Below are 19,809 nucleotides of genomic sequence, written 5' to 3' on the forward strand. Positions count from 1 at the left end.
GGGGCCGGGGTGGCGCGGGTGGGGCCAGGGCGGCGCGGTGGGGCCGGGGCGGCGCGGTGGGCGAGCGGCGCGCGGGGGTACGAGGCGGCGCGGTGAGGGAGCTGCGGTACGAGGCGGCGCGGTAGCGGTGCGTAGCGGTGTGGCAGGAAGTATGCGTCGAGAGTTGTGTTACGCCAGGGTTGTAGTAGGCACTACATCCATGTAGTGCCCATCTCCAAGAAATATGCTTCCGTGCTCCGGTAACCGATCGACACGATGCAGCCTCTTGGCCGACGCAGCCTCTTGTTCGACCAGTCTCTTGTTCAACTCGCCCTGTTCGCCCCGCCCTGTTCGCCCCGCCCTGTCCGGCGCAAGCCCTGTCCGGTGCAGCCCTTGTTCGCCGTAGCCGTCCGGCGTAGCCCGCGCCCGGGTGCGGTGGATGTCCGGATTCCGCAGACGCACGACGCCCCCGGCACCGTGACAGGTGCCGGGGGCGTCGGGTGTCGCTTGGGTCAGTCGACGGTCGAATCGCCGGCCGTACCGGCGCTCTCGACGCCGGCGGGTGCGCCCCGACGACGGCGGCGACGGCGACGCGGCTTGCCCTCGCCCTCACCTTCGGCGCCAGAGGTCTGCGCGTCGGAGGTCTGCGCGGCGGAGGCCTGGACGGGGATGTCGGCCTGGGCCGGCGCGTCACTGCCGGTGGTCTCGGCCACGGCAGCGCCCGGCTCCTCGTTGACGCGCCGACGACGCCGCCGCGGCGTACGGGGGGTCTCGTCGCCGACCGGTGCGGTCGCAAGCTCGCCGTTGCCGGCGTCGGCTGCGACAGCGGGCTGGCGGGAACGACCACCGTCACGGCTGCCACCGTCACGGCTGCCACCGTCGCGGCTGCCACCGTCGCGGCGTCCGCCCTCGCGACCGCCACCGTCACGGCGTCCGCCCTCGCGGCTGCCTCCGTCACGGCGTCCGCTGTCGGAGCGGCCGCCGGAGCGGGGCCTGCCGCCGGAGCGGGAGGTGCCGCCGAGGTCCTCCTCGACCTCCGCGGAGAGCCCGGCGCGGGTCCGCTCGGCGGTCGGCAGGGTGCCCGAGACGTCGGTCGGGATGTCCAGGTCGGCGTAGACGTGCGGCGACGTGTGGTACGTCTCCGGCGGTTCGGGCATGTCGAGCCCGAGGGTCTTGTCGATGATCCGCCACCGGGGCATGTCGTCCCAGTCGACGAAGGTGATCGCCACGCCCGTGGCACCGGCGCGGCCGGTGCGGCCGATCCGGTGGGTGTATGTGTCCTGGTCCTCGGGGCAGTCGTAGTTGATCACGTGGGTGACGCCGCTGACGTCGAGCCCGCGCGCCGCCACGTCGGTGGCGACCAGCGTGTCGATCTTGCCGGCGCGGAACGCGCGCAGCGCCCGCTCCCGGGCGCCCTGGCCGAGGTCACCGTGCACGGCGGCGACCGCGAAGCCACGGAAGTCGAGATCCTCGGCGACCCGGTCGGCGGCCCGCTTGGTACGGGTGAAGATGATCGTCAGCCCGCGTCCCTGCGCCTGCAGGATCCGGGCCAGCATCTCGAGTTTGTTCATCGAGTGCGTGCGGTAGACGATCTGCCGGGTCAGCGGCGACGGGCCGGTGGCGGCGGTGTGGCCGGCGTGGATCGTCATCGGCTGGTGCAGGAACCGTCGCGACAGCGCCACGATCGGATCCGGCATGGTCGCCGAGAAGAGCATCGTCTGCCGCTCCGACGGCAGCATCGCCAGGATCTTCTCGACGTCGTCGAGGAAGCCCAGGTCCAGCATCCGGTCGGCCTCGTCGAGGACGAGGGCGTGCACGCCGTCCAGTCGCAGGTGCTTCTGCTTGGCCAGGTCCATCAGCCGGCCGGGGGTGCCGACCAGGATCTCGACGCCGTTGCGCAGCGCCTCGATCTGCGGCTCGTACGCCACGCCACCGTAGATCGGCAGCACACGTACGCCTCGGGTCGCGCCTGCGGCGGCGATGTCCTTGGCGACCTGGATGCCCAGCTCACGGGTGGGGACGACGACCAGTGCCTGCGGTACGCCGTCGCTGCCCTCGCCCGGGGCGAGGACCCGCTCGAGCAGCGGCACGCCGAAGCCCAGGGTCTTGCCGGTGCCGGTGGGCGCCTGGCCGATCAGGTCCGTGCCGCGCATCGCGATCGGCAGGGTGTACTCCTGGATGGCGAAGGCGCGGGTGATGCCGACGGCGGCGAGCGCCTCGACGGTCTCGCGACGGGCACCGAGCTCGGTGAAGGTCGGTGCCAGCGGCTCGACGGGAATGATGGCGTCCGTGTCCGGCTCGATGATGGCGGCCGTGTCCGGTTCTGCCAGAGAGTTCTCGATCTGATCGCTCATGTGATTGTGGGGGTGCCCTCTCGTGGTGCGCCCCAGCTGTCCGAAGGGCGCGATCTGTATGGCGCGGGCCACACGGTCGGAAGGCGATCGCCTGACTCGACCGGGCCGCACGCGCGTCGCGGGAAGGGCCTTCGATGAGTCCGCCACCCACGGCAACTGCGCACATACTACCCGAGCCGGAATCGGCGCCGGAGTTGTCGGGCGCGCGAGGCGGACAGCGGGGTGCGCGAGTGTGGCTCAGAACACTTCACGGACCGGTGAAGGGCGCGACAGAGCGCCGCCGCCGGCAGACCCCGGGACCGGCCCGGGTGACTGCCGCGCGAACGGATGGATCAGCGGACGGTGAAACCGACCGCCCGGGGTGCGGCCTCGGCGATCTCCACGTAGGCGAGCTTGCTGACCGGCAGGATGATGCGCCGGCCCTTCTCGTCGGTCAGCGAGAGGGTGCCCTCGCTCTTGATCGCCTCGGTCACGGTCTGCTCGATCTCGGCCGGCGACTGCGCGCTCTCCAGGACCAGCTCGCGCGGCGCGAACTGCACGCCGATCTTGACCTCCACGTGGCCTCCTCATCCAGGGCGAAAAGTCCCGCCGCTGGGAAGGCTAGCCGATCCGGTGGTGAATGGTCAGGCTGACTCACCTTGCAGCGGAAAGCTGGCGATGCCGCGCCAGGACAGTGCCGAGAGCAGCGCCTCGGCCTCGGCCTTGGGCACCTGGCGCCCACCGGCCAGCCAGAACTGCGCCGCGGTCTCCGCCGCGCCGACCAGACCGGAGGCGAGCAGTTCGGCCTTGGCCCGGCTCACGCCGGTGTCGGAGATGATCGCGTCGGTGATCGCCGCGATGCAGCCCTGCTCCACCAGAGCCACCCGCTGACGTACGGCCGGCTCGTTGCGCAGATCGGACTCGAAGACCAGCCGGAACGCCTGGCTCTCGTGGTCGATGAAGTCGAAGTACGCGTGCACCGCCCCGGTGATGCGGTCCTTGTTCTCGTCGGTGGCGCTCATCGCGTCGCGGACCTTGCCGACGATCGACTCGCAGTGGGTGTCCAGCAGGGCGAGGTAGAGGTCGAGCTTGCCCGGGAAGTGCTGGTAGAGCACGGGCTTGGAGACCCCCGCCCGCTCGGCGATGTCGTCCATGGCCGCGGCGTGGTAGCCCTGCGCGACAAAGACATCCTGCGCTGCCGCCAGCAACTGCTTGCGCCGTGCCGACCGTGGCAGGCGCACGGGGCGGTTGGCCGTCTGTGCGCCGTTCCCCGCAGCTGTCATTGGTGCCTCCGCTGTATCTCATTTCGCGCATGTCGTCCCAGGTCGGGACCGTTGGCTCCGGTCCGCGGGCGGAATTGGCCCGCGGCTGAAACTTATCGTCGCCTGCCACACACGGTAGCCTCAGCGAGGGCTACCAAGGAGCGCGCGGTGCACGAAGCAGAGCAACCCGATGGCAGTACCCCGGGCCGGCGCGGCAACGGGGATGGACACCAGGACCGTCCCCACCCCGCGGGCGGTGACTGGGCGCCTCGGGAGGCCGACTGGGCCCGGATGACCCCGCCGCCCCACACCGAACGCCCGCCGGCCGGCTGGAACCAGGGCGGCTGGAACGCCGGTGAGGCCGCCGGCTGGTCCGTCGCCTCGCCGCGGCACGGCGATCTGCCGGCCCCGCCCGGCGTCCCGCACAGCCTCTCGCACGGCGCCCCGGTCACCGCCCACAACGGCCATCACGCACGCAACGGCGTCACCCCGGCCGAGCCGGATACCGTCCGTCCGCCGATGCAGTGGCAGGATCCGGAGCCGGCCCCGCCCGCGCGTCCGTCCGGGGAGGGACCGGCCGCGGAGCGGCTGATGGTGCCCGCGCAGCGGCCCGCGCCGGCCGGCGACCAGAGTGGTCCCGGAACCGAGCCGCCACGCGCCGCGCCCGAGGATGAGTCTGCGCGCCGTACCGGAGAAGCGGGCCCGCCGCCCGCCGTCCGGCCGCCGAACCGCTGGCGCGACGGACTCCGTGCCGACTCCGGGCCGTCGGCGGGCGAGCAGCCGGGCGACCGGGGACCGGCCGAACCCGGCGCCGCGCTACCCGAGCAGTCGCGGGCGGAGCCTGGTGAGCCGCCACGCTGGGCCGGTCCGCCCGCCCAGCGGCCACAGCCCGGCATCGCCGCGCAGCCTGGCGGGTTCGACGCGTCCCGTCCCCCGCAGTCGTACGCGCCGGGGTATCCGGCACCGGCCGATCCTGGCGTCGCGGCCGCGCCGCCCTCGCCGGCCGGTCACGCCGCCGGCGCCGAGCACGGCCCGGTGGATCCACCGGAGGTCTCGGGCGAGCCGACGCACGCCGGTCACAGCGGCCAGTGGGGACCCTCGTGGTCCGGCGGCGCCGAAGAACCCGCCTGGCGTGGGGAGGGGCGGCGACAGCGACACGAGGACGACCGGCCGCAGTGGCATGAGGATGCCCAGTCGCAGGCTTATGTGGATGCCCAGTCGCAGGGGTACGAGAACGACCAGTCGCAGTGGCGCGACAACGACCAGTCGCAGTGGCGTGAGAACGACCAGCAGCAATGGCACGACAACGATCAGTCGCAGTGGCCCGAGGACGGTCAGCCCCGGTGGCAGGAGAACGATCTTCCCCGGTGGGCCGCACAGTCGCAGCCCGAGCAGGACGAGCAGGTCTCGCAGCAGTGGCGTGACGAGGAACAGCCGCAGTGGCGGCCGGAACCGCACGCCCCGGAACGGCACGCCCCGGAACCGCGCGCCCCGGAACCGCGCGCCCCGGAACCGCGCGCCCCGGAACCGCACGTTCCGGAACGGCACGCCTCGGAGCAGCCGGCTCCGGCCGTGGAACCGGAGCCGCTCCGGGAGTCCGCGCCGGTCCGGGAGTCCGCGCCGCTCCGGCGGGAGTCCGAGCCGGCCGTGGAGTCTGTCTCCGCCGTGCCCGCTCCGGAGCAGCCACGACCGCCGTACAGCGGCCGGCGCTCCGCCCAGGAGGCAACGGCCGAGGTGACGCCGCCGGAGCAGCCGCCGGCCGGCGAGGCCCGGAACGGGCCGGCCTGGGCGAGTCTGCCGCAGCGCGTACCGGCGGAGCCGGACGTGCCGACCGTGCCGGAACCGGCGGCGGTGGAGCCGCCCGCCGAGACGCCGGAGCTGGCCCGGATCGCCACCCACCTGCGGCGTGAGGGTGAGGCGGCGCAGGTGGGCGGCGATCAGGACGGCTTCGATGTCCAGGAGATCCTCGCGGCGGTGCGGGAGGTGCCCGGCGTCCGGGACGCCGAGCTGCGCACGACGCCGGCCGGCGCCCACAGCCTCCGGCTGGACCTGGCCGACGGCGCCGACCCGGCCGACATCAGCCGACAGGTCGCCCGCCTGCTCCAGGACCGGATGGGCCTCACCGGCGCCCCACAGCACCTCAATGCCCCGCAGCACCTCGCCGCGGCGCAGCACGCCGCAGGTGGGCCTGCGGTGCCGGCGCCCCGCCCCGGCCCGCCCGCCATCACGCAGCCGATCTCCGCGGTCCCGGCGGGCGCATCCGGACCCGAACCGGCCGGCCTCGAGGAGTCGCCGCACCGTCGCGGACTGCACCGGGGCCGGGCGGTCGTCGACGGGCCGTCCCGGATGGACGCCGCCACTGAGCTCCACACCGAGCAGGGTGCCTCCGGTGGGCGGACTTCGTACTCCGGAACACAGGCCACCGCGGCCGAGACCGCGCCGTCGCGGCCGCTCAATTCGGAAGGGCCGCCCGGACCCCGGGTGGTCATCGACCACGTGCAGATCAGCACCTTCGGGCTCGACGCCACCGTCGAGGTCCGGCTGCTCGCCGGCGGCGAGAAGGCCGTCGGTGTCACCACCGGACCGGCCGTCGACGGGTACGTCCTGCGGCTCTGCGCCGGCGCTGCGGCCGCTGCGATCGACGAGCTGCTGCGTACGCGCGAGCGGACCGCCGGCCGGGGACGGTGCTTCGTGGAACACGCCGCCGTGGTCCCCTTCGGCAACTGCGAGGTGGCCACGGCGATCGTGCTGCTGGTCTGTGACGGCTGGGTGGAGCAGCTGGCCGGTTCGGCGCTGGTCGCGGGAGATCCCCGGCAGGCCATCGTCCGGGCGACGATGGCGGCAGTGAACCGGCGGCTCGAGGCGCTGCTCGCCTGAGGGAGCGCCGCGGGTGGGCGACCGTCCGGGCGGGTGCGCGTGCCGGGTCGGCGCGGTAGGGCACACTGGACCGATGGGTGGCGCGGAGATCGACATGCCGGTGCGCGGCGGACGGCGGCGCCGTCGACGCCGGTGGCCGGCGTCGCTCACCGCGGTGCTGGTGCCGGTGCTGGTCGCGACCGGTGTGGTGCTGGTGCTGGAGGTCGCCTCGGCCGGTGACGACGCGGTCGCCCCGCAGTCCGGCAACGCCGGCGCACGGCCGATCACCGCCGCGCCATCGCCATCGCCATCGACGTCCTGGTCAGGGTCGCAGGCCTCCGCCGCGCCGAGCCGGAGCGCAACGGCACAGACGAGCGGGACAGCCGGACTGCTGCAGCTGCCCGGGCCGGTGCCGAGCGAGGGAACGGGGCGCTTCGCGTACGCCGATGCCGGCGCGGAGCAGTTCGGCACCGCCGGGCCGCTGCGCCGCTACCGGGTTGCGGTCGAGCGGGGTGCGCAGGAGCACGTCGAGGATTTCGCCGCGGCGGTGGACCGTGCCCTCGGTGACGAGCAGAGCTGGACCGCCGGGGGCGCGCTGCGGCTGCGGCGGGTGGGCGGCGACGACCGGCACGATTTCACCGTCCACCTGGCGACGGCGGCCACCGCCGGCCGGATGTGTGCGCGCGGCGGCATCGACATCTCCGTCTCCGGCCGGCCGTACACCTCCTGCCGCCTGCCGGGGCAGGTCGTGATCAACCTGGACCGGTGGCGGCTCTCCGTTTCGGACTACATCGCCTGGGGAACGCCGCTGGACACCTACCGCACGTACGTCGTCAACCACGAGGTCGGCCATGAACTCGGGTACGGCCATGAGGCGTGCCCGGGCAAGGGCAGGGCGGCGCCGGTGATGATGCAGCAGACGCTCTTCCTGGACGGCTGCGTGCCGAGCCCCTGGTCCCACCTGGACGGGAAGCGGTACGCCGGCCCGGCGCTCTGATCCCCGGCACACCGGGAATTACCCCTGATTTCGGGCGTGGCAAAAGGGGGAAATCCGACACAAGACTGGCACCCTGGGCGGATGAGTGTCCGCAGTGAGCAGGCGCGGCGCCGGCGCCTTCGGCGGCCACGTTGGATTGTCGTGCTCGCCGTGCTGCTGGTGGCGACGGTCCTGATCCGTGCCGACCTGCGCCGCGGTGAGGAGGTCGTCCGGGCCGCCGCGCTGCGTTCCGCCGAGACCCCGGCGAGCGAGGCGGCGGCGCCGCCCGGCCCGGCGCCCGTGGCGACGACCGATCCGGTCTGTCCCGGCGCGCCTGGCTGTCCCGATCCCACCGCCGGCCCGTACCCGGACCAGGCCGCCCACCCCGACCAGGCCGTCCACCCCGACCAGCCCGGCAGCGGCGGCGCGGGGCAGCCAGGGAACCCGCAGGCCGCGGTGCCGATCGTCGAGAACGGCTACCCGCAGGCCGGACCGGCCACCTTCCGCTACGCCGACGGCAAAAGCGACGTCTTCGGCGCCGTCGGCAAGGTGCTCACCTACCGGGTGGGGGTCGAGGACGGCGCCGGCGTCACCGAGGACGACTTCGCCGCCGCGGTGGACCTGGTACTCGGCGACGAGCAGAGCTGGCCCGCCTCCGGCAAGCTCCGGTTGCAGCGGGTCCCCGGCGACGACAAGCGGGCCGGCTTCACCGTGTACCTCGCCACCGCCGCGACCTCCGAGCAGATGTGCGCCGAGGGCGGGCTGAAGACCGAGGGCTTCACCTCCTGCCGCCTCCCCGGCAAGGTGATCATCAACCTCTCCCGCTGGCAGGAGGCGGTGCCGGACTACGGCGCGCCGCTCTGGGTCTACCGGACATACGTGATCAACCACGAGGTCGGGCATGAACTCGGGCAGGGCCATCAGGGCTGCCCGGGCCGGGGGAAGCCGGCGCCGGTGATGCAGCAGCAGACGTACGGACTGCAGGGGTGTCTGCCGAACGCCTACCCCTACCCGCAGGGGAAGCGGTACGAGGGACCGCCCGTGGCAGGGTGAGCCGGACGTTATTCCCGCTCCCGGATATCGGACGAGTGTCACTCATCATGGCCGATCACGGTGACGGCGCGTAAGAATGGCCGGACTGTCACCAGCCGATTCCGGGGAGATCACCGTGTCGTTGCCCCCGCTCGTCGAACCCGCCGCCGAGCTCACCGTTGACGAGATCCGTCGCTACTCGCGCCACCTGATCATCCCGGACGTCGGGGTGGAGGGGCAGAAGCGGCTGAAGAACGCCAAGGTGCTCTGTGTCGGCGCCGGCGGCCTCGGCTCGCCCGGCCTGATGTACCTCGCCGCCGCCGGGGTCGGGACCCTCGGCATCATCGACTTCGACACCGTCGACGAGTCGAACCTCCAGCGCCAGATCATCCACGGCGTCTCCGACATCGGCCGCCCCAAGGCCGAGTCGGCGGCGGCGACCGTGCGGGAGATCAACCCGCTGGTCAACGTGCAGATCCACAACATCGCGCTGGACCGGGAGAACGTACGGGAGATCTTCTCCCAGTACGACCTGATCGTCGACGGCACCGACAACTTCGCCACCCGGTACATGGTCAACGACGCGGCGGTGCTGCTCGGCAAGCCGTACGTCTGGGGTTCGATCTACCGATTCGACGGTCAGGCGTCGGTCTTCTGGGCCGAGCACGGCCCCTGCTACCGCTGCCTCTACCCGGAGCCGCCGCCACCGGGCATGGTCCCCTCCTGCGCCGAGGGCGGCGTGCTCGGCGTGCTCTGCGCCTCGGTCGGGTCTATCCAGGTCACCGAGGCGATCAAGCTGCTGACCGGCATCGGTGAGCCGCTGGTCGGCCGGCTGATGGTCTACGACGCCCTGGACATGGAGTACCGCAAGATCAAGGTCCGCAAGGACCCGAACTGCGTGCTCTGTGGCGAGAACCCGACCGTGACCGACCTGCTCGAGGATTACGAGGACTTCTGCGGCGCGGTCTCGCCCGAGGCGCAGGAGGCGACGGTCGACGCGACCATCACCGCCCGCGAGCTGAAGGAGTGGCAGGACGCCGGCAAGGACATCTTCCTGGTCGACGTCCGCGAGCCCGCCGAGTACGAGATCGTGCGGATCCCCGGCGCCACCCTGATCCCCAAGGGCGACATCGTCTCCGGGGCTGCGCTGGCGCAGTTCCCGCAGGACAAGCAGGTCGTGCTGCACTGCAAGTCCGGCATCCGCTCCGCCGAGGCGCTCGCCGCGCTGAAGGCGGCCGGTTTCCGCGACGCCGTGCACGTCCAGGGCGGCATCATCTCCTGGATCAAGCAGATCGACCCGTCGCTGCCCGAGTACTGACCGCCCCCGCCCGAAGGCCCTCGCCCGCGTACGCGCGCCGGGGGCCTTCGGCGTGTTGCGCGTACGTGCAGCTCAGACCGGCATTTCGGTGGAGGTCTTTTGATCGCCGCGCCGGTAGCCTCTCCTGCGTGGTGGACATTGAGGCCGCGATCGGATTCGTGGTGGCACGCGGTGACCGGGTGGACCGTGCGCGGCTGTCGTGGCTGCGCAACGGCACCGCGCCGCATCCGGGGCTGCTCGACGCGGTCGAGGCAGGACAGACCTCCGACGGCGGCTGGCCGGCGATCCTCGACGACGCGGTGCCGTCGGTGGACGCCACCTGCTTCCGCCTGGGTGAGCTCGACGACCTGGGTGCGATCGGCCGCAGCGCCGGCCGCAAGGCGATGGACTGGCTGGCGGCACGGCAGCGCGCCGACGGCACGTGGGAGGAGGACTCCGCCCTCGCCGACGTGGCCCCGGAGTGGGCCCGCCCCGGTGACCCGGAGGCGCAGCTCTACCTGACCGCCAACGCCGCGTACTGGATCGCCGTGGCCGGGCTTGGCGCCCGTTCCTCCGGGCCGCTGGACGACCGCGTCGGCGGGGCGTACGCCGGGGTGGTGCAGGGCGCGGCCCAGGCGCTCGCCGCGGCGATCGAACCGGACGGCAGCTGGCCGTCGTACCTGGCCACCGGCTGGCTGAGCGCAGCGGTGCTGCACGGTCAGGGCATGTACCTGGAGTCGGCCCGCATCCAGGGGGTGCTCGGCGACCGGCTGCCCGAGATGGCGGCCGCCGACGCCGCCTGGCTGGCGGCGACCTTCTCCCGGGTGTCGATGGCTCCCGGCAACCGGGTGCTGCAGGCGGCACTGGACCGGCTCGGTGAGACCCAGCGCAGCGACGGCGGCTGGGACAGCGCCGACGGCGAACAGTTCGACGTGCACACCACCCTCGCCGCGATCCGGGCCTGCCTGCCGGCGCGCACGCCGGCAGGCTGACCGGTCCTGCTTCCGGCGGGCCCGCGGGCCGGGACGGGCGGTCAGCCGCGCAGGTGGCCGTCCCCGGTGACGACGTACTTGGTGCTGGTCAGCTCCGGCAGCCCCATCGGGCCACGGGCGTGCAGCTTCTGGGTGGAGATGCCGATCTCCGCACCGAAGCCGAACTCGCCGCCGTCGGTGAAGCGGGTCGAGGCGTTGACCATGACCGCGGCGGAGTCCACCCGGGCGACGAACTCGCGGGCCGCGCGCTGCGAGTCGGTGACGATCGCCTCGGTGTGCCCGGTGCCGTAGCGGCGGATGTGGGCGACCGCCTCGTCGAGGGAGGAGACCACCGCCACCGAGATGTCCGCCGAGAGGTACTCGGTGTCGAAGTCCGCCTCGGTGGCCGGGACGACCCGGTCGGAGAGGGCCGCCACCTCGGGCGTGCCGTGCACGGTCACGCCGGCGTCGTCGAAGGCGGCCAGCATCGCCGGCAGGAACGCCGCGGCGATGTCGGCGTGCACCAGCAGCGACTCGGCGGTGTTGCAGGTCGACAGGCGCTGGGTCTTGGAGTTCAGCGTCACCGCGAGCGCCTTCTCCACATCCGCGGCGGCGTCGACATAGACGTGGCAGTTGCCGGTGCCGGTCTCGATCACCGGCACCGTCGACTCCTCGACGACAGTACGGATCAGCGACGCCCCGCCGCGCGGGATGAGCACGTCCACCAGGCCGCGGGCCCGCATCAGCTCCTTGGCCGATTCGCGGCTGCTCGCGTCGAGCAGCTGCACCGCGTCGGCGGGCAGCCCGGCGCCGGTCAGCGCGTCGCGCAGCACCGCCACCAGCGCGGTGTTGGAGTGCAGCGCCGACGACGAGCCGCGCAGCAGCGCCGCGTTGCCGGACTTCAGGCAGATGCCGGCCGCGTCGACGGTCACGTTCGGGCGGGCCTCGTAGATGATGCCGACCACCCCGAACGGCACCCGGATCTGGCGCAGCTCCAGCCCGTTGGGCAGGGTCGAACCGCGGACCACCTCACCGACCGGGTCGGGCAGGGCCGCCATCTCGCGCAGCGCCTCGGCGATCGCGGCGATCCGCGCGTCGGTCAGCGCCAGCCGGTCCAGGATCGCCTCGCTCAGGCCGCTGGCCCGCCCGGCCGTCAGGTCCTCGGCGTTGGCGGCGACGATCTCCGGCGTACGGGCCACCAGCGCGTCGGCCATCGCGTGCAGCGCGGCGTCCTTGGTCGTACGCGTCGCCGTCGCGAGGCTCGTTGCCGCGTCCCGGGCCCGCCGGGCCTGCTCGGTGACGTTCATTCGTTGGCTCCTTGGTGATCCGGTTCGGGGGGTCAGAGCAGCACCAGGTCGTCGCGGTGGACGACCTCGCGCTCGTAGGCCGGTCCGAGGGTGGCGGCGAGTTCACCGGTGGTGTGGCCGAGCAGGTCGGGCAGCTCCACCGCGTCATAGTTCACCAGACCGCGCGCCACCGGCAGACCGGCCTCGTCGACCAGGTCGACCGGGTCGCCGGCGGAGAAGTTGCCGTCGACGGCGGTGATCCCGGCCGGCAGCAGCGACTTGCGCCGCCCGACGACGGCCTGCACCGCGCCGGGGTCCAGGTGCAGCCGGCCGCGGGCGGTGGTGGCGTGCGCCAGCCAGAACAGCCGTGCCCGGGGACGTTTGCGCGACGGGTGGAAGAGGGTGCCGACGTCCTTGCCGGCGAGCGCGTCGGCGGCGAGCGGCGCGGCGGTCAGCACCACCGGAATGCCGGACTCGGTGGCGATCCGGGCCGCCTCGACCTTGGTGACCATCCCGCCGGTGCCCAGCCCGGCCCGGCCCGCGCCGCCGACAGCGATGCCGGCCAGGTCCTGTGGGCCGTGCACCTCGTCGACCCGGCGGCTGTCGGGCAGCCGGGGGTCGCCGGTGTAGAGGGCGTCGACGTCGGAGAGGAGCACCAGCAGATCGGCCCGGACCAGGGCCGCCACCAGCGCCGCGAGGCGGTCGTTGTCGCCGAAGCGGATCTCCTCGGTGGCGACCGTGTCGTTCTCGTTGACGATCGGCACCGCGCCCAGGTCGAGCAGCTTGCGCAACGTCCGGTACGCGTTGCGGTAGTGGGTACGCCGGATCACGTCGTCGACGGTGAGCAGCACCTGGCCGATGGTGCGCCCCTGCCGGGCGAAGGCGGCCTCGTAGTGGCCGATCAGCAGCCCCTGGCCGACACTCGCCGCCGCCTGCTGGGTCGCCAGGTCACGGGGACGGCGGGCGAGCCCGAGCGGCGCCAGTCCGGCCGCGATCGCGCCGGAGGAGACCAGGACGACCTCCCGGCCCTCGCCGGCCAGCGCGCCGAGCGTGCCCACCAGGCTCTCGACCCGGGCCGTGTCCAGGCCACCTTTCGCCGTGGTGAGGGAGGACGAGCCCACCTTCACCACGATCCGCCGCGCTGTTGTCACCGCTTCCCGCACGTGCCCCATTCTGCGCTGCGGGCAGACCACGACCTGCGCGGGTTCCCATATCCTGGCCCGTGATGAGCCCTGAGGAGTACGTCGAGGCGGTGCTCGCCCTCGTCGAACGGATCCCGCCCGGGCGGGTGATGTCGTACGGGGCGGTTGCCGACGCGCTCGCGGAACGCTCCGGCCGCAACTCCGCCCGGCAGATCGGATCGATCATGGCTCGGAACGGCGGCGGGGTGCCGTGGTACCGGGTGGTGAACTCCGCGGGCCGGCTGCCACCGGGCAGCGAGGTCCGGGCCCGGGCGCTGCTGGCCGCCGAGGGGACGCCGCTGCGCGGCGACCGTGTCGACATGCGCCGCGCCGCCTGGTACCCGTCCGACTCCTGACCGCCGCAGGCCGGGGAAGTGCCGGGAGCTTCCGTACGGGCGGTGGGAACGATCGTGCCCGCCCGGTGCGGTCGCCGGGCGGGCACGATCGGGGTGGAGGTGACGGATCAGCCGAGGGTGAACTTTTCCCAGCCGCCGATGCTGGTGCGGTTGGCGATCAGCGGCTTCGCCCCGGCCTCATCGGCGCTGACGTAGCGGTTGTTGGCGGCGGCCTTGAAGCTCACGGTGCCGTCGCTGTTGCGCACCAGGGTGAACTTCTCCCAGCCACCGATGCCGGTGCGTTTGGCGATCAGCGGCTTCTCGCCGGCGTTCTCGGCGGTGACGAACTGGCGGTTGGCGTGTGAGAAGAGCGCCACCTGCCCGTTACCAAGGTCGATCAGGTCGAATCGCTCCCACCCGCCGGTGCTTGTGCGGTTGGCGATCAGCGGCTTCTCGCCGCCGTCCTCCGCCGTGACGAACCGGCCGTTCGCGCCGGCCTTCATCGTCTGTGCGGCACTGCTGACCATGACCTGATGCAGCTTCTCCCGGATACCGATGCCGGTGCTGCGGGCGATCAGAACGGGCCTCCAGTCTTCGTCGACACTGACGTAGAGGCCGTTCGCCACCGACTTGAGGCTGATGCTGCCGTCTGCGTCGCGGGTCATCGTGAACCGGGCCGGGTCATCGACCTTGATCGTCTGCCCGACGGTGAGGCTGCCGTCCAGGGGATCGACGGAGACGTACGCCCCGTGGGTCGGAACGTAGATCGCGACCTGACCGGAGCCCGCATCGACAAGGTCGAGCTTGCCGGCTTCGGTCAGCCCGACCTGGCTGGCTCGCAGGGTGCCGCCCTCGGCAGCCACGTAGATGTTGTTGTGCTTGGCTAGCAGCCCCAGGGATGAGGTCCGGCGGAGAACGCTGACCTGCTGCCGCATCGTGCTGCTCTGGCCGTCGTTGGCGATCGCGGTGATCTGGACGGTGTACTCGCCGGTCTCCTGGTAACGGTGGGAGGCGACCGGGGAGGTCTCCGACACGAGGGTCCCGTCGCCGAAGTCGAACTCGTACGAGGCGATCGGGGCGGTACGCGGCCTGGAGGCTGACGCGTCCACGGTGACAGAGTTGTTGGGGAGGTCCAGACCGACGCTGCCCCTGACGGTGGGGGCGATGTGCTGTTCGGTGGCACCGCGGTCCGCGTAGGTGATGGGTCCGGTGCCGGTGTCGGCGAGCTGCAGGTCGTCGACCCGCGCCTTGCCGTACCGGTCGGTCTGCTGGAAGCCGGGCGCAGCCGAGTTGGCCGAGTCCCACGTCCCCGGGTCGCCTTCGGCCGCTTGCCGGTCGTGCGTGGCCTGCCCGGTCTCTGCGCGGAAGGTGGCGAGGCTCATCGCGGTGCCGTTCCAGGAGTACAGGTGCGATGACCCTCGAGTGCCGTTGTAGACGTTGTTGTAGTCGATGACGGCGTCGGTCACGCCCTCGGCGAGATTGAGCGCCATGTGCGGACCGGGCGCGCTGCTGTTGTCGCAGCGGGAAGAGGTCAGACCCGAGCTGTCCAGGACGTTGTTCTGAATCGACACGCCGGAGGCGTTCTCGTCGGCCCGGATGCCGTCCTTGCAGACCGAGAGGACGGTGTTGTTGGTGACCGCGGTGCCGGTGGCGCCGGAGATCTGGATGCCGTTGCCGCCGCCGCTCTGGATGCGGTTGTTCGCGATGACGGTGTCGGTGGCGCTCGGCCCCACCTGGATGCCGGTGCCGTACTGATTCTGCACGAAGGTGTTGAGGACGGCGTTTCTGCTGCCCTCGACCCGGATTCCGGCGGCGGCGGCCGGCACGATCCCGGTGCCGAGTCGCCGGACGTGTATCGAGTCGACCGTGACCCGTTCGGTGCCGGAGTCCATCAGCAGGCTGCCAACGATGTGCGTGCCGTCGATGGTGAAGTTGCTCAGCCGGCTGTCCGTCACGTCGGTGAGGCGTACGACCGGAATGGCCACCGGCTCGTCCCAGTACCTTGCGAGCAACCCGCGGTGCACGGTGACGGCCGAGGCGTCGCGCAGTTCCAGGAGCGGTTGCGTGGGCGCGAGTTCCGTGTCCGAATGCCGGTGCACGCGGACGTTCTCGAGCCGGATGTCGTGGACGCCGTCGATGACGAATCCGGCGCTGTCACCTGCCAGCCCGGTGGCCCCGACGAAGCGGATCGTGATCGGCTGCTCGGGGGTGCCGGAGCCGGTGACGGCGACGCGCTCGTCGTAGTGGTCGCCGCGGATTTCGACGGTTTGCCCGGCGGTGGCCCCGGCCACGGCGGCGCCAACGGTGCAGAACGGCGCCGACGCAGCGCCCGCGCCGGTGTCGGTGCAGGTTTCGGCCGTGTTGTCGACGTGGCGAATGCCGTCGTCGGCGGCGGCGGGGTGGGCGATGGCCAGGACTCCGGCGGCGAGTGCCGCTGCCGTGGCCGAGGTAAGGAGAGATTTGCGCATGTGCGTCCTATCGCTGGTGGCGATGAGCGACCACGAAGCATCGAGATCGAAACGATAGATGATCTTACAATCTGGTTCGACGGGTGTCTGTCCTCTTCCGACAGTCGGGCCGAGCGAAGCGTCACGTATTTGCCCCATGGAGGGGATGTGCCGGCGTCGATGCGGCACTAACATCCCGCCATGACCGTTGCGGTGTCACCTGTGTTCCCGCACCGCCTGCCGCGCCGGGTGCACGCCGGATACGCGCTCGGGTCGCTCGCCACCGGCGCATTCGGGACCGTACCGGGGCTGCTGCTGTTGCCGTATCTGACAAACACCCTCGGCGTCGCCGCCGGCGTCGCGGCGCTGCTGGTGCTGTTGCCGAAAGCCTGGGACGTGCTGGTCAACCCGGTCGCCGGGCGGATCTCCGACCGGACCCGGTCGCGGTGGGGCGCTCGCCGGCCGTACCTGCTCGGCGGTGGGCTGGCGCTGGCGCTGCTCTTCGGCTCGATCTTCGCCGCGCCTTTCGGCGCCGGGCCCACCGCCGGGCTCTACGTGGCGCTGGCCTTCCTCGCCACGGCCACCGCGTTCGCCTTCTTCCAGGTCCCGTACGTGGCGATGCCGGCCGAACTGACCGGTGACTACGCCGAGCGCACCCGGTTGATGACGTGGCGCATCGCCATCCTGGCGGTGGCGATCCTGGTCTCCGGGGCGATCGCGCCGATGGTGGTGACCGCCGGCGGCGGGGGCATCCCCGGTCACCGCTGGATGGGGCTCTTCATCGCCGCCCTGATCGCCCTCGGCGCGGTCGGGGCGTTCCTCGGCACCCGCGCCGCCCCGATCGGCCAGGTCACCGAGAGCGAGCCGTCGCTGCGGGCGCAACTCGCCGTCGCCGGGCGCAACCGGCCGTTCCGGGTGCTGCTGATCTGCTTCGTCATCCAGTCCGTCGGGGTGGCCGTCGTGCTGGCCGGGGTCGACTACTTCGCCGGGCAGATCCTGCGGGATCCGGTCAACGGCACCACCGTCCTCTTCGCCTGCTTCATCGGCCCGGCGCTGCTGGTGATGCCGCTCTGGAGCCGCATCGGCGCCCGGCTCGGCAAGCGCGACGGGCTGATCGGGGCCTCGCTGCTGCTCGCGCTCCCCGCGCTGGCCCTGGCCGCCGCGCCGGTCCTGCCGGCCGCCGCGGTCTACCTGCTGGTCGCCCTGATGGGCTGCGGGTACGCCGGCCAGCAGGTCTTCGCGCTGGCGATGCTGCCGGACTGCATCTCCTACGACACCGCGCGCACCGGCCGGCGGCAGGCCGGGGTCTTCACCGGACTCTGGACGGCGGGGGAGACCTTCGGACTGGCGCTCGGGCCGGGGATCTTCGGTCTGGTGCTGCAGCTGACCGGCTATGTCTCCTCCTCAACAGGGTCGGCGGCCGTACAGTCCGACACGGCGCGGCTCGGCGTGCTGATCGGCTTCACCGTCATCCCGGCGCTGCTGGTCGGGGTGGCCGTGCTGCTGCTGCGCGGCTATGACCTGACCGCCGAACGCCTCGCCGCCGCCGAAGACGAGGCCGTCGCGAGGTCGTCGACCGAAACGGAGAGCACCCATGGTTGAGGCGTTGCCCGCGCAGGGCGTACCCGCCGATCAGGTCCTGGCCGAGCTTCGTGGGCTGCGCGCCGCGGACCGGCCCACCCACGGCGGTCGGCTCTTCGCCTACGTCTACGACCCGGCGGTGCCCGGCCTGGACGAGCTGGCGCGCAGCGCCCACGCGCTCTCCGCGCACGTCAACGGGCTCGACCCGACGGCTTTTCCGTCCCTGCTGGCGATGGAGAACGCGCTGGTGGGAGCGGCGTCGGCGCTGCTGGGTGGCGGGCCGGGGACGACCGCGCCGGAGGTCGTCGGCAGCGTCACCAGCGGCGGGACCGAGTCGCTGATCCTGGCGGTGAAGACCGCCCGGGATGCCCGTCCGGAGATCACCGCGCCGCGCCTGGTCGCCCCGGCCAGCGCCCACGCCGCCTTCGCCAAGGCCGCCCACTACCTGGGGCTCGTCCTGGACCTGGTGCCGGTCTCGCCGGTCACCCTGCGCCCCGACCCGGTCGACATCGCCGCCGCGATCACCGCCGACACCGTGCTGGTCGCCTGCTCCGCCCCGTCGTACGCGCACGGCGTGATCGACCCGGTCGCCGAGATCGCGCAGGTCGCGGCGGACGCCGGGGTGCGCTGCCATGTGGACGCCTGCTTCGGTGGCTGGGTGCTGCCGTTCCTGCGCCGCCTCGGCGAACCGGTGCCGCCCTTCGACTTCACCCTGGCCGGGGTCACCTCGATCTCGGTGGACCTGCACAAGTACGCCTACGCCCCCAAGGGCGTCTCGGTCCTGCTGCACCGCGACCCGACCCTGCGTGCCCCGCAGTACTTCTCCTACGCCGACTGGCCCGGCTACACGATGATCAACCCGGTCATCTCCTCCACCCGCTCCGGCGGCCCGATCGCCGCCGCCTACGCCACCCTGCGCCACCTCGGCCAGGCCGGTTACCTGGAGCTGACCCGCACCACGCTGACGGCCGTACGGGAACTCGCCGACGCCGTGCGCGCCGTCGACGGGCTGCGGCTGATGAGCGAACCGCAGGCGACGGTCGTCTGCTTCACCAGCGACGACTCCGGCCTGGACCTCTTCGTCCTCGCCGACGAGCTCACCGTCCGCGGCTGGCACACCCAACCCCAGATGGCGTACGCCGACCTGCCCGCCTCGATCCACCTGACAGTCACCCCGTCGGTGGCGGCGTCGGTTGCCGAGTTCGGCCCGGACCTCGTCGCCGCGGTCGCCGCCGCCCGTGCCCTCGGCCCGGTGCGGCTGCCCGAGGAGCTGCTGGTCGCCGCCGCCACCCTCACCCCGGAGCAGCTCACCGCCGACCTGGTCGCCGCCCTCGCCGTCGACCTGGGAATGGGCGGCAAACCGGGCGCCGACGACGCCCCGCCGGTCCCGGACCGGATGGCCGAGGTCAACACCCTCCTCAACACCGCCCCGCCCCCACTGCGGGAAAAGCTCCTCCTGGAATTCCTCAGCCTCCTCCAACAACCCACCTACTAACCACCCCCCCACCCCCCCACCCCCCCACCCACCTCCCACCCCCCCGCTCGCGATCATGGCGTTATGACCACGACACGCCGAGCGAAGTGGTCATAACGCCATGATCGACGGATGGGTGAGCCGGGAGGGGGTGGGGAGACGGCGCCTGTGGTGGGGGAGGGACTGTGGTTAGCTTGGAGCCGGTGCTCGGTTAAGGGGGCGGGGCGTGGAGTTGCCGCAGGTGATCGGCGAGCCGATCCGGTTCGTGCTCAACTGGGGGCGGCGCTACTCGCTCTGGGTGTTCAACTTCGGACTGGCCTGCTGCGCGATCGAGTTCATCGCCGCCAGCATGGGCCGGCACGACTTCATCCGCCTGGGCGTGATCCCCTTCGCGCACGGTCCGCGCCAGGCCGACCTGATGGTCGTCTCCGGCACCGTCACCGACAAGATGGCCCCGGCGATCAAGCGCCTCTACGACCAGATGCCCGAGCCGAAGTACGTCATCTCCTTCGGCTCCTGCGCGAACTGCGGCGGGCCGTACTGGGACTCGTACTCGGTCACCAAGGGCGTCGACCAGCTCATCCCGGTCGACGTCTACGTGCCGGGCTGCCCGCCCCGGCCGGAGGCGCTGCTGCACGGCATCCTGCGTCTGCAGGAAAAGATCGCAGCCGAGCAGTCCGGCGTCGGTGGGGTCTCCCGTCCCGACCCGCTCGTCTCGCGGGGCGGCGAGGGCGTGGCGCGCTCGGTGGAGTCGCTCACCGCCGCCCCGGTCCGCCCGCCCGCGGAGTGAGCAACCCCC

General features: G+C 72.4%; 15 protein-coding genes. 8 read left to right on the forward strand and 7 right to left on the reverse strand.

All coding sequences use genetic code 11. The features are described from left to right. Positions 1-491: 491 nt before the first annotated feature. The 4 genes from ACK8GG_RS12740 to ACK8GG_RS12755 all read right to left on the reverse strand — a co-directional run bounded on the left by ACK8GG_RS12740 (position 492) and on the right by ACK8GG_RS12755 (position 6,547). The gene (locus ACK8GG_RS12740) at positions 492-2,333 is read right to left on the reverse strand and encodes a DEAD/DEAH box helicase (protein WP_440356388.1); all 1,842 of its coding nucleotides are present in this window, start codon (positions 2,331-2,333) and stop codon (positions 492-494) included. A 332-nt stretch (positions 2,334-2,665) separates the two neighbouring features. Next, positions 2,666-2,890 (reverse strand): DUF3107 domain-containing protein, encoded by a 225-nt coding sequence (locus ACK8GG_RS12745; protein WP_440349516.1) that lies wholly within the window; start codon positions 2,888-2,890, stop codon positions 2,666-2,668. 66 nt (positions 2,891-2,956) lie between these two features. Beyond that, entirely contained in the window at positions 2,957-3,595 is a 639-nt protein-coding gene (locus tag ACK8GG_RS12750; RefSeq protein ID WP_440349517.1) for a TetR/AcrR family transcriptional regulator, read from the reverse strand. A 795-nt stretch (positions 3,596-4,390) separates the two neighbouring features. Further along, the gene (locus tag ACK8GG_RS12755) at positions 4,391-6,547 is read right to left on the reverse strand and encodes a pentapeptide repeat-containing protein (RefSeq protein WP_440356427.1); all 2,157 of its coding nucleotides are present in this window, start codon (positions 6,545-6,547) and stop codon (positions 4,391-4,393) included. Between ACK8GG_RS12755 and ACK8GG_RS12760 the strand changes: the two genes are divergently transcribed. From ACK8GG_RS12760 to ACK8GG_RS12775, 4 genes are all read left to right on the forward strand, one after another. Then, complete coding sequence (locus tag ACK8GG_RS12760) at positions 6,525-7,427, forward strand: DUF3152 domain-containing protein (protein WP_440356389.1); 903 nt, start codon at positions 6,525-6,527, stop codon at positions 7,425-7,427. The genes ACK8GG_RS12755 and ACK8GG_RS12760 overlap by 23 nt on opposite strands. 81 nt (positions 7,428-7,508) lie before the next feature. Further along, the gene (locus ACK8GG_RS12765; RefSeq protein ID WP_440349520.1) at positions 7,509-8,459 is read left to right on the forward strand and encodes a DUF3152 domain-containing protein; all 951 of its coding nucleotides are present in this window, start codon (positions 7,509-7,511) and stop codon (positions 8,457-8,459) included. Between the two features lie 76 nt (positions 8,460-8,535). Beyond that, positions 8,536-9,756 carry an adenylyltransferase/sulfurtransferase MoeZ gene (moeZ, locus tag ACK8GG_RS12770; protein ID WP_440349521.1) on the forward strand — a complete coding sequence of 407 codons (1,221 nt, stop codon included), beginning with the start codon at positions 8,536-8,538 and terminating at the stop codon, positions 9,754-9,756. Between the two features lie 128 nt (positions 9,757-9,884). Continuing rightward, on the forward strand, positions 9,885-10,727 hold the full coding sequence (locus ACK8GG_RS12775; protein WP_440356390.1) for a prenyltransferase/squalene oxidase repeat-containing protein: 843 nt from the start codon (positions 9,885-9,887) through the stop codon (positions 10,725-10,727). A 41-nt stretch (positions 10,728-10,768) separates the two neighbouring features. Here the strand turns inward: ACK8GG_RS12775 and ACK8GG_RS12780 are convergent, their stop codons facing one another. Together ACK8GG_RS12780 and proB are read right to left on the reverse strand one after the other, a co-directional pair. Next, entirely contained in the window at positions 10,769-12,049 is a 1,281-nt protein-coding gene (locus ACK8GG_RS12780; protein ID WP_440356428.1) for a glutamate-5-semialdehyde dehydrogenase, read from the reverse strand. Further along, positions 12,046-13,155 (reverse strand): glutamate 5-kinase, encoded by a 1,110-nt coding sequence (gene proB / locus ACK8GG_RS12785; RefSeq protein WP_440349523.1) that lies wholly within the window; start codon positions 13,153-13,155, stop codon positions 12,046-12,048. The genes ACK8GG_RS12780 and proB overlap by 4 nt, the downstream gene beginning before the upstream one ends. A gap of 62 nt (positions 13,156-13,217) precedes the next feature. Here proB and ACK8GG_RS12790 point away from each other — a divergent pair, with 62 nt between their 5' ends. Next, positions 13,218-13,529 carry an MGMT family protein gene (locus tag ACK8GG_RS12790; protein WP_440349524.1) on the forward strand — a complete coding sequence of 104 codons (312 nt, stop codon included), beginning with the start codon at positions 13,218-13,220 and terminating at the stop codon, positions 13,527-13,529. 107 nt (positions 13,530-13,636) lie between these two features. On the opposite strand, the gene ACK8GG_RS12795 is transcribed toward ACK8GG_RS12790, so the two are convergent. After that, positions 13,637-15,976, reverse strand: coding sequence for a DUF7910 domain-containing protein (locus ACK8GG_RS12795; RefSeq protein ID WP_440349525.1), 2,340 nt, complete (start codon positions 15,974-15,976; stop codon positions 13,637-13,639). A 180-nt stretch (positions 15,977-16,156) separates the two neighbouring features. On the opposite strand from ACK8GG_RS12795, the gene ACK8GG_RS12800 reads away from it, so the two are divergent. The 3 genes from ACK8GG_RS12800 (at position 16,157) to ACK8GG_RS12810 (ending at position 19,800) form a co-directional block, all read left to right on the forward strand. Then, a complete protein-coding gene (locus tag ACK8GG_RS12800) occupies positions 16,157-17,557 on the forward strand; it encodes an MFS transporter (protein WP_440356391.1) in 1,401 nt (466 codons plus the stop codon). Next, positions 17,550-19,031: a pyridoxal phosphate-dependent decarboxylase family protein gene (locus tag ACK8GG_RS12805; RefSeq protein ID WP_440356392.1), complete on the forward strand. Its 1,482-nt coding sequence runs from the start codon at positions 17,550-17,552 to the stop codon at positions 19,029-19,031. Before ACK8GG_RS12800 ends, ACK8GG_RS12805 begins: the two co-directional genes overlap by 8 nt. A 205-nt stretch (positions 19,032-19,236) precedes the next feature. Then, positions 19,237-19,800 (forward strand): NADH-quinone oxidoreductase subunit B, encoded by a 564-nt coding sequence (locus ACK8GG_RS12810; RefSeq protein WP_440349528.1) that lies wholly within the window; start codon positions 19,237-19,239, stop codon positions 19,798-19,800. Positions 19,801-19,809: the final 9 nt, after the last annotated feature.

Origin of the sequence: Melissospora conviva (assembly GCF_049523535.1) — a bacterium.
GTDB lineage: Bacteria > Actinomycetota > Actinomycetes > Mycobacteriales > Micromonosporaceae > Melissospora > Melissospora conviva.

What these genes read in the sequence shown, in the direction of transcription:
- ACK8GG_RS12740 (WP_440356388.1), bottom strand. Translation starts at nt 2,333, where the DNA reads ATGAGCGATCAGATCGAGAACTCTCTGGCAGAACCGGACACGGCCGCC.
- ACK8GG_RS12750 (WP_440349517.1), bottom strand. Translation starts at nt 3,595, where the DNA reads ATGACAGCTGCGGGGAACGGCGCACAGACGGCCAACCGCCCCGTGCGC.
- ACK8GG_RS12760 (WP_440356389.1), top strand. Translation starts at nt 6,525, where the DNA reads ATGGGTGGCGCGGAGATCGACATGCCGGTGCGCGGCGGACGGCGGCGC.
- ACK8GG_RS12755 (WP_440356427.1), bottom strand. Translation starts at nt 6,547, where the DNA reads ATGTCGATCTCCGCGCCACCCATCGGTCCAGTGTGCCCTACCGCGCCG.
- ACK8GG_RS12765 (WP_440349520.1), top strand. Translation starts at nt 7,509, where the DNA reads ATGAGTGTCCGCAGTGAGCAGGCGCGGCGCCGGCGCCTTCGGCGGCCA.
- moeZ (WP_440349521.1), top strand. Translation starts at nt 8,536, where the DNA reads ATGGCCGGACTGTCACCAGCCGATTCCGGGGAGATCACCGTGTCGTTG.
- ACK8GG_RS12790 (WP_440349524.1), top strand. Translation starts at nt 13,218, where the DNA reads ATGAGCCCTGAGGAGTACGTCGAGGCGGTGCTCGCCCTCGTCGAACGG.
- ACK8GG_RS12795 (WP_440349525.1), bottom strand. Translation starts at nt 15,976, where the DNA reads ATGCGCAAATCTCTCCTTACCTCGGCCACGGCAGCGGCACTCGCCGCC.
- ACK8GG_RS12800 (WP_440356391.1), top strand. Translation starts at nt 16,157, where the DNA reads ATGACCGTTGCGGTGTCACCTGTGTTCCCGCACCGCCTGCCGCGCCGG.
- ACK8GG_RS12805 (WP_440356392.1), top strand. Translation starts at nt 17,550, where the DNA reads ATGGTTGAGGCGTTGCCCGCGCAGGGCGTACCCGCCGATCAGGTCCTG.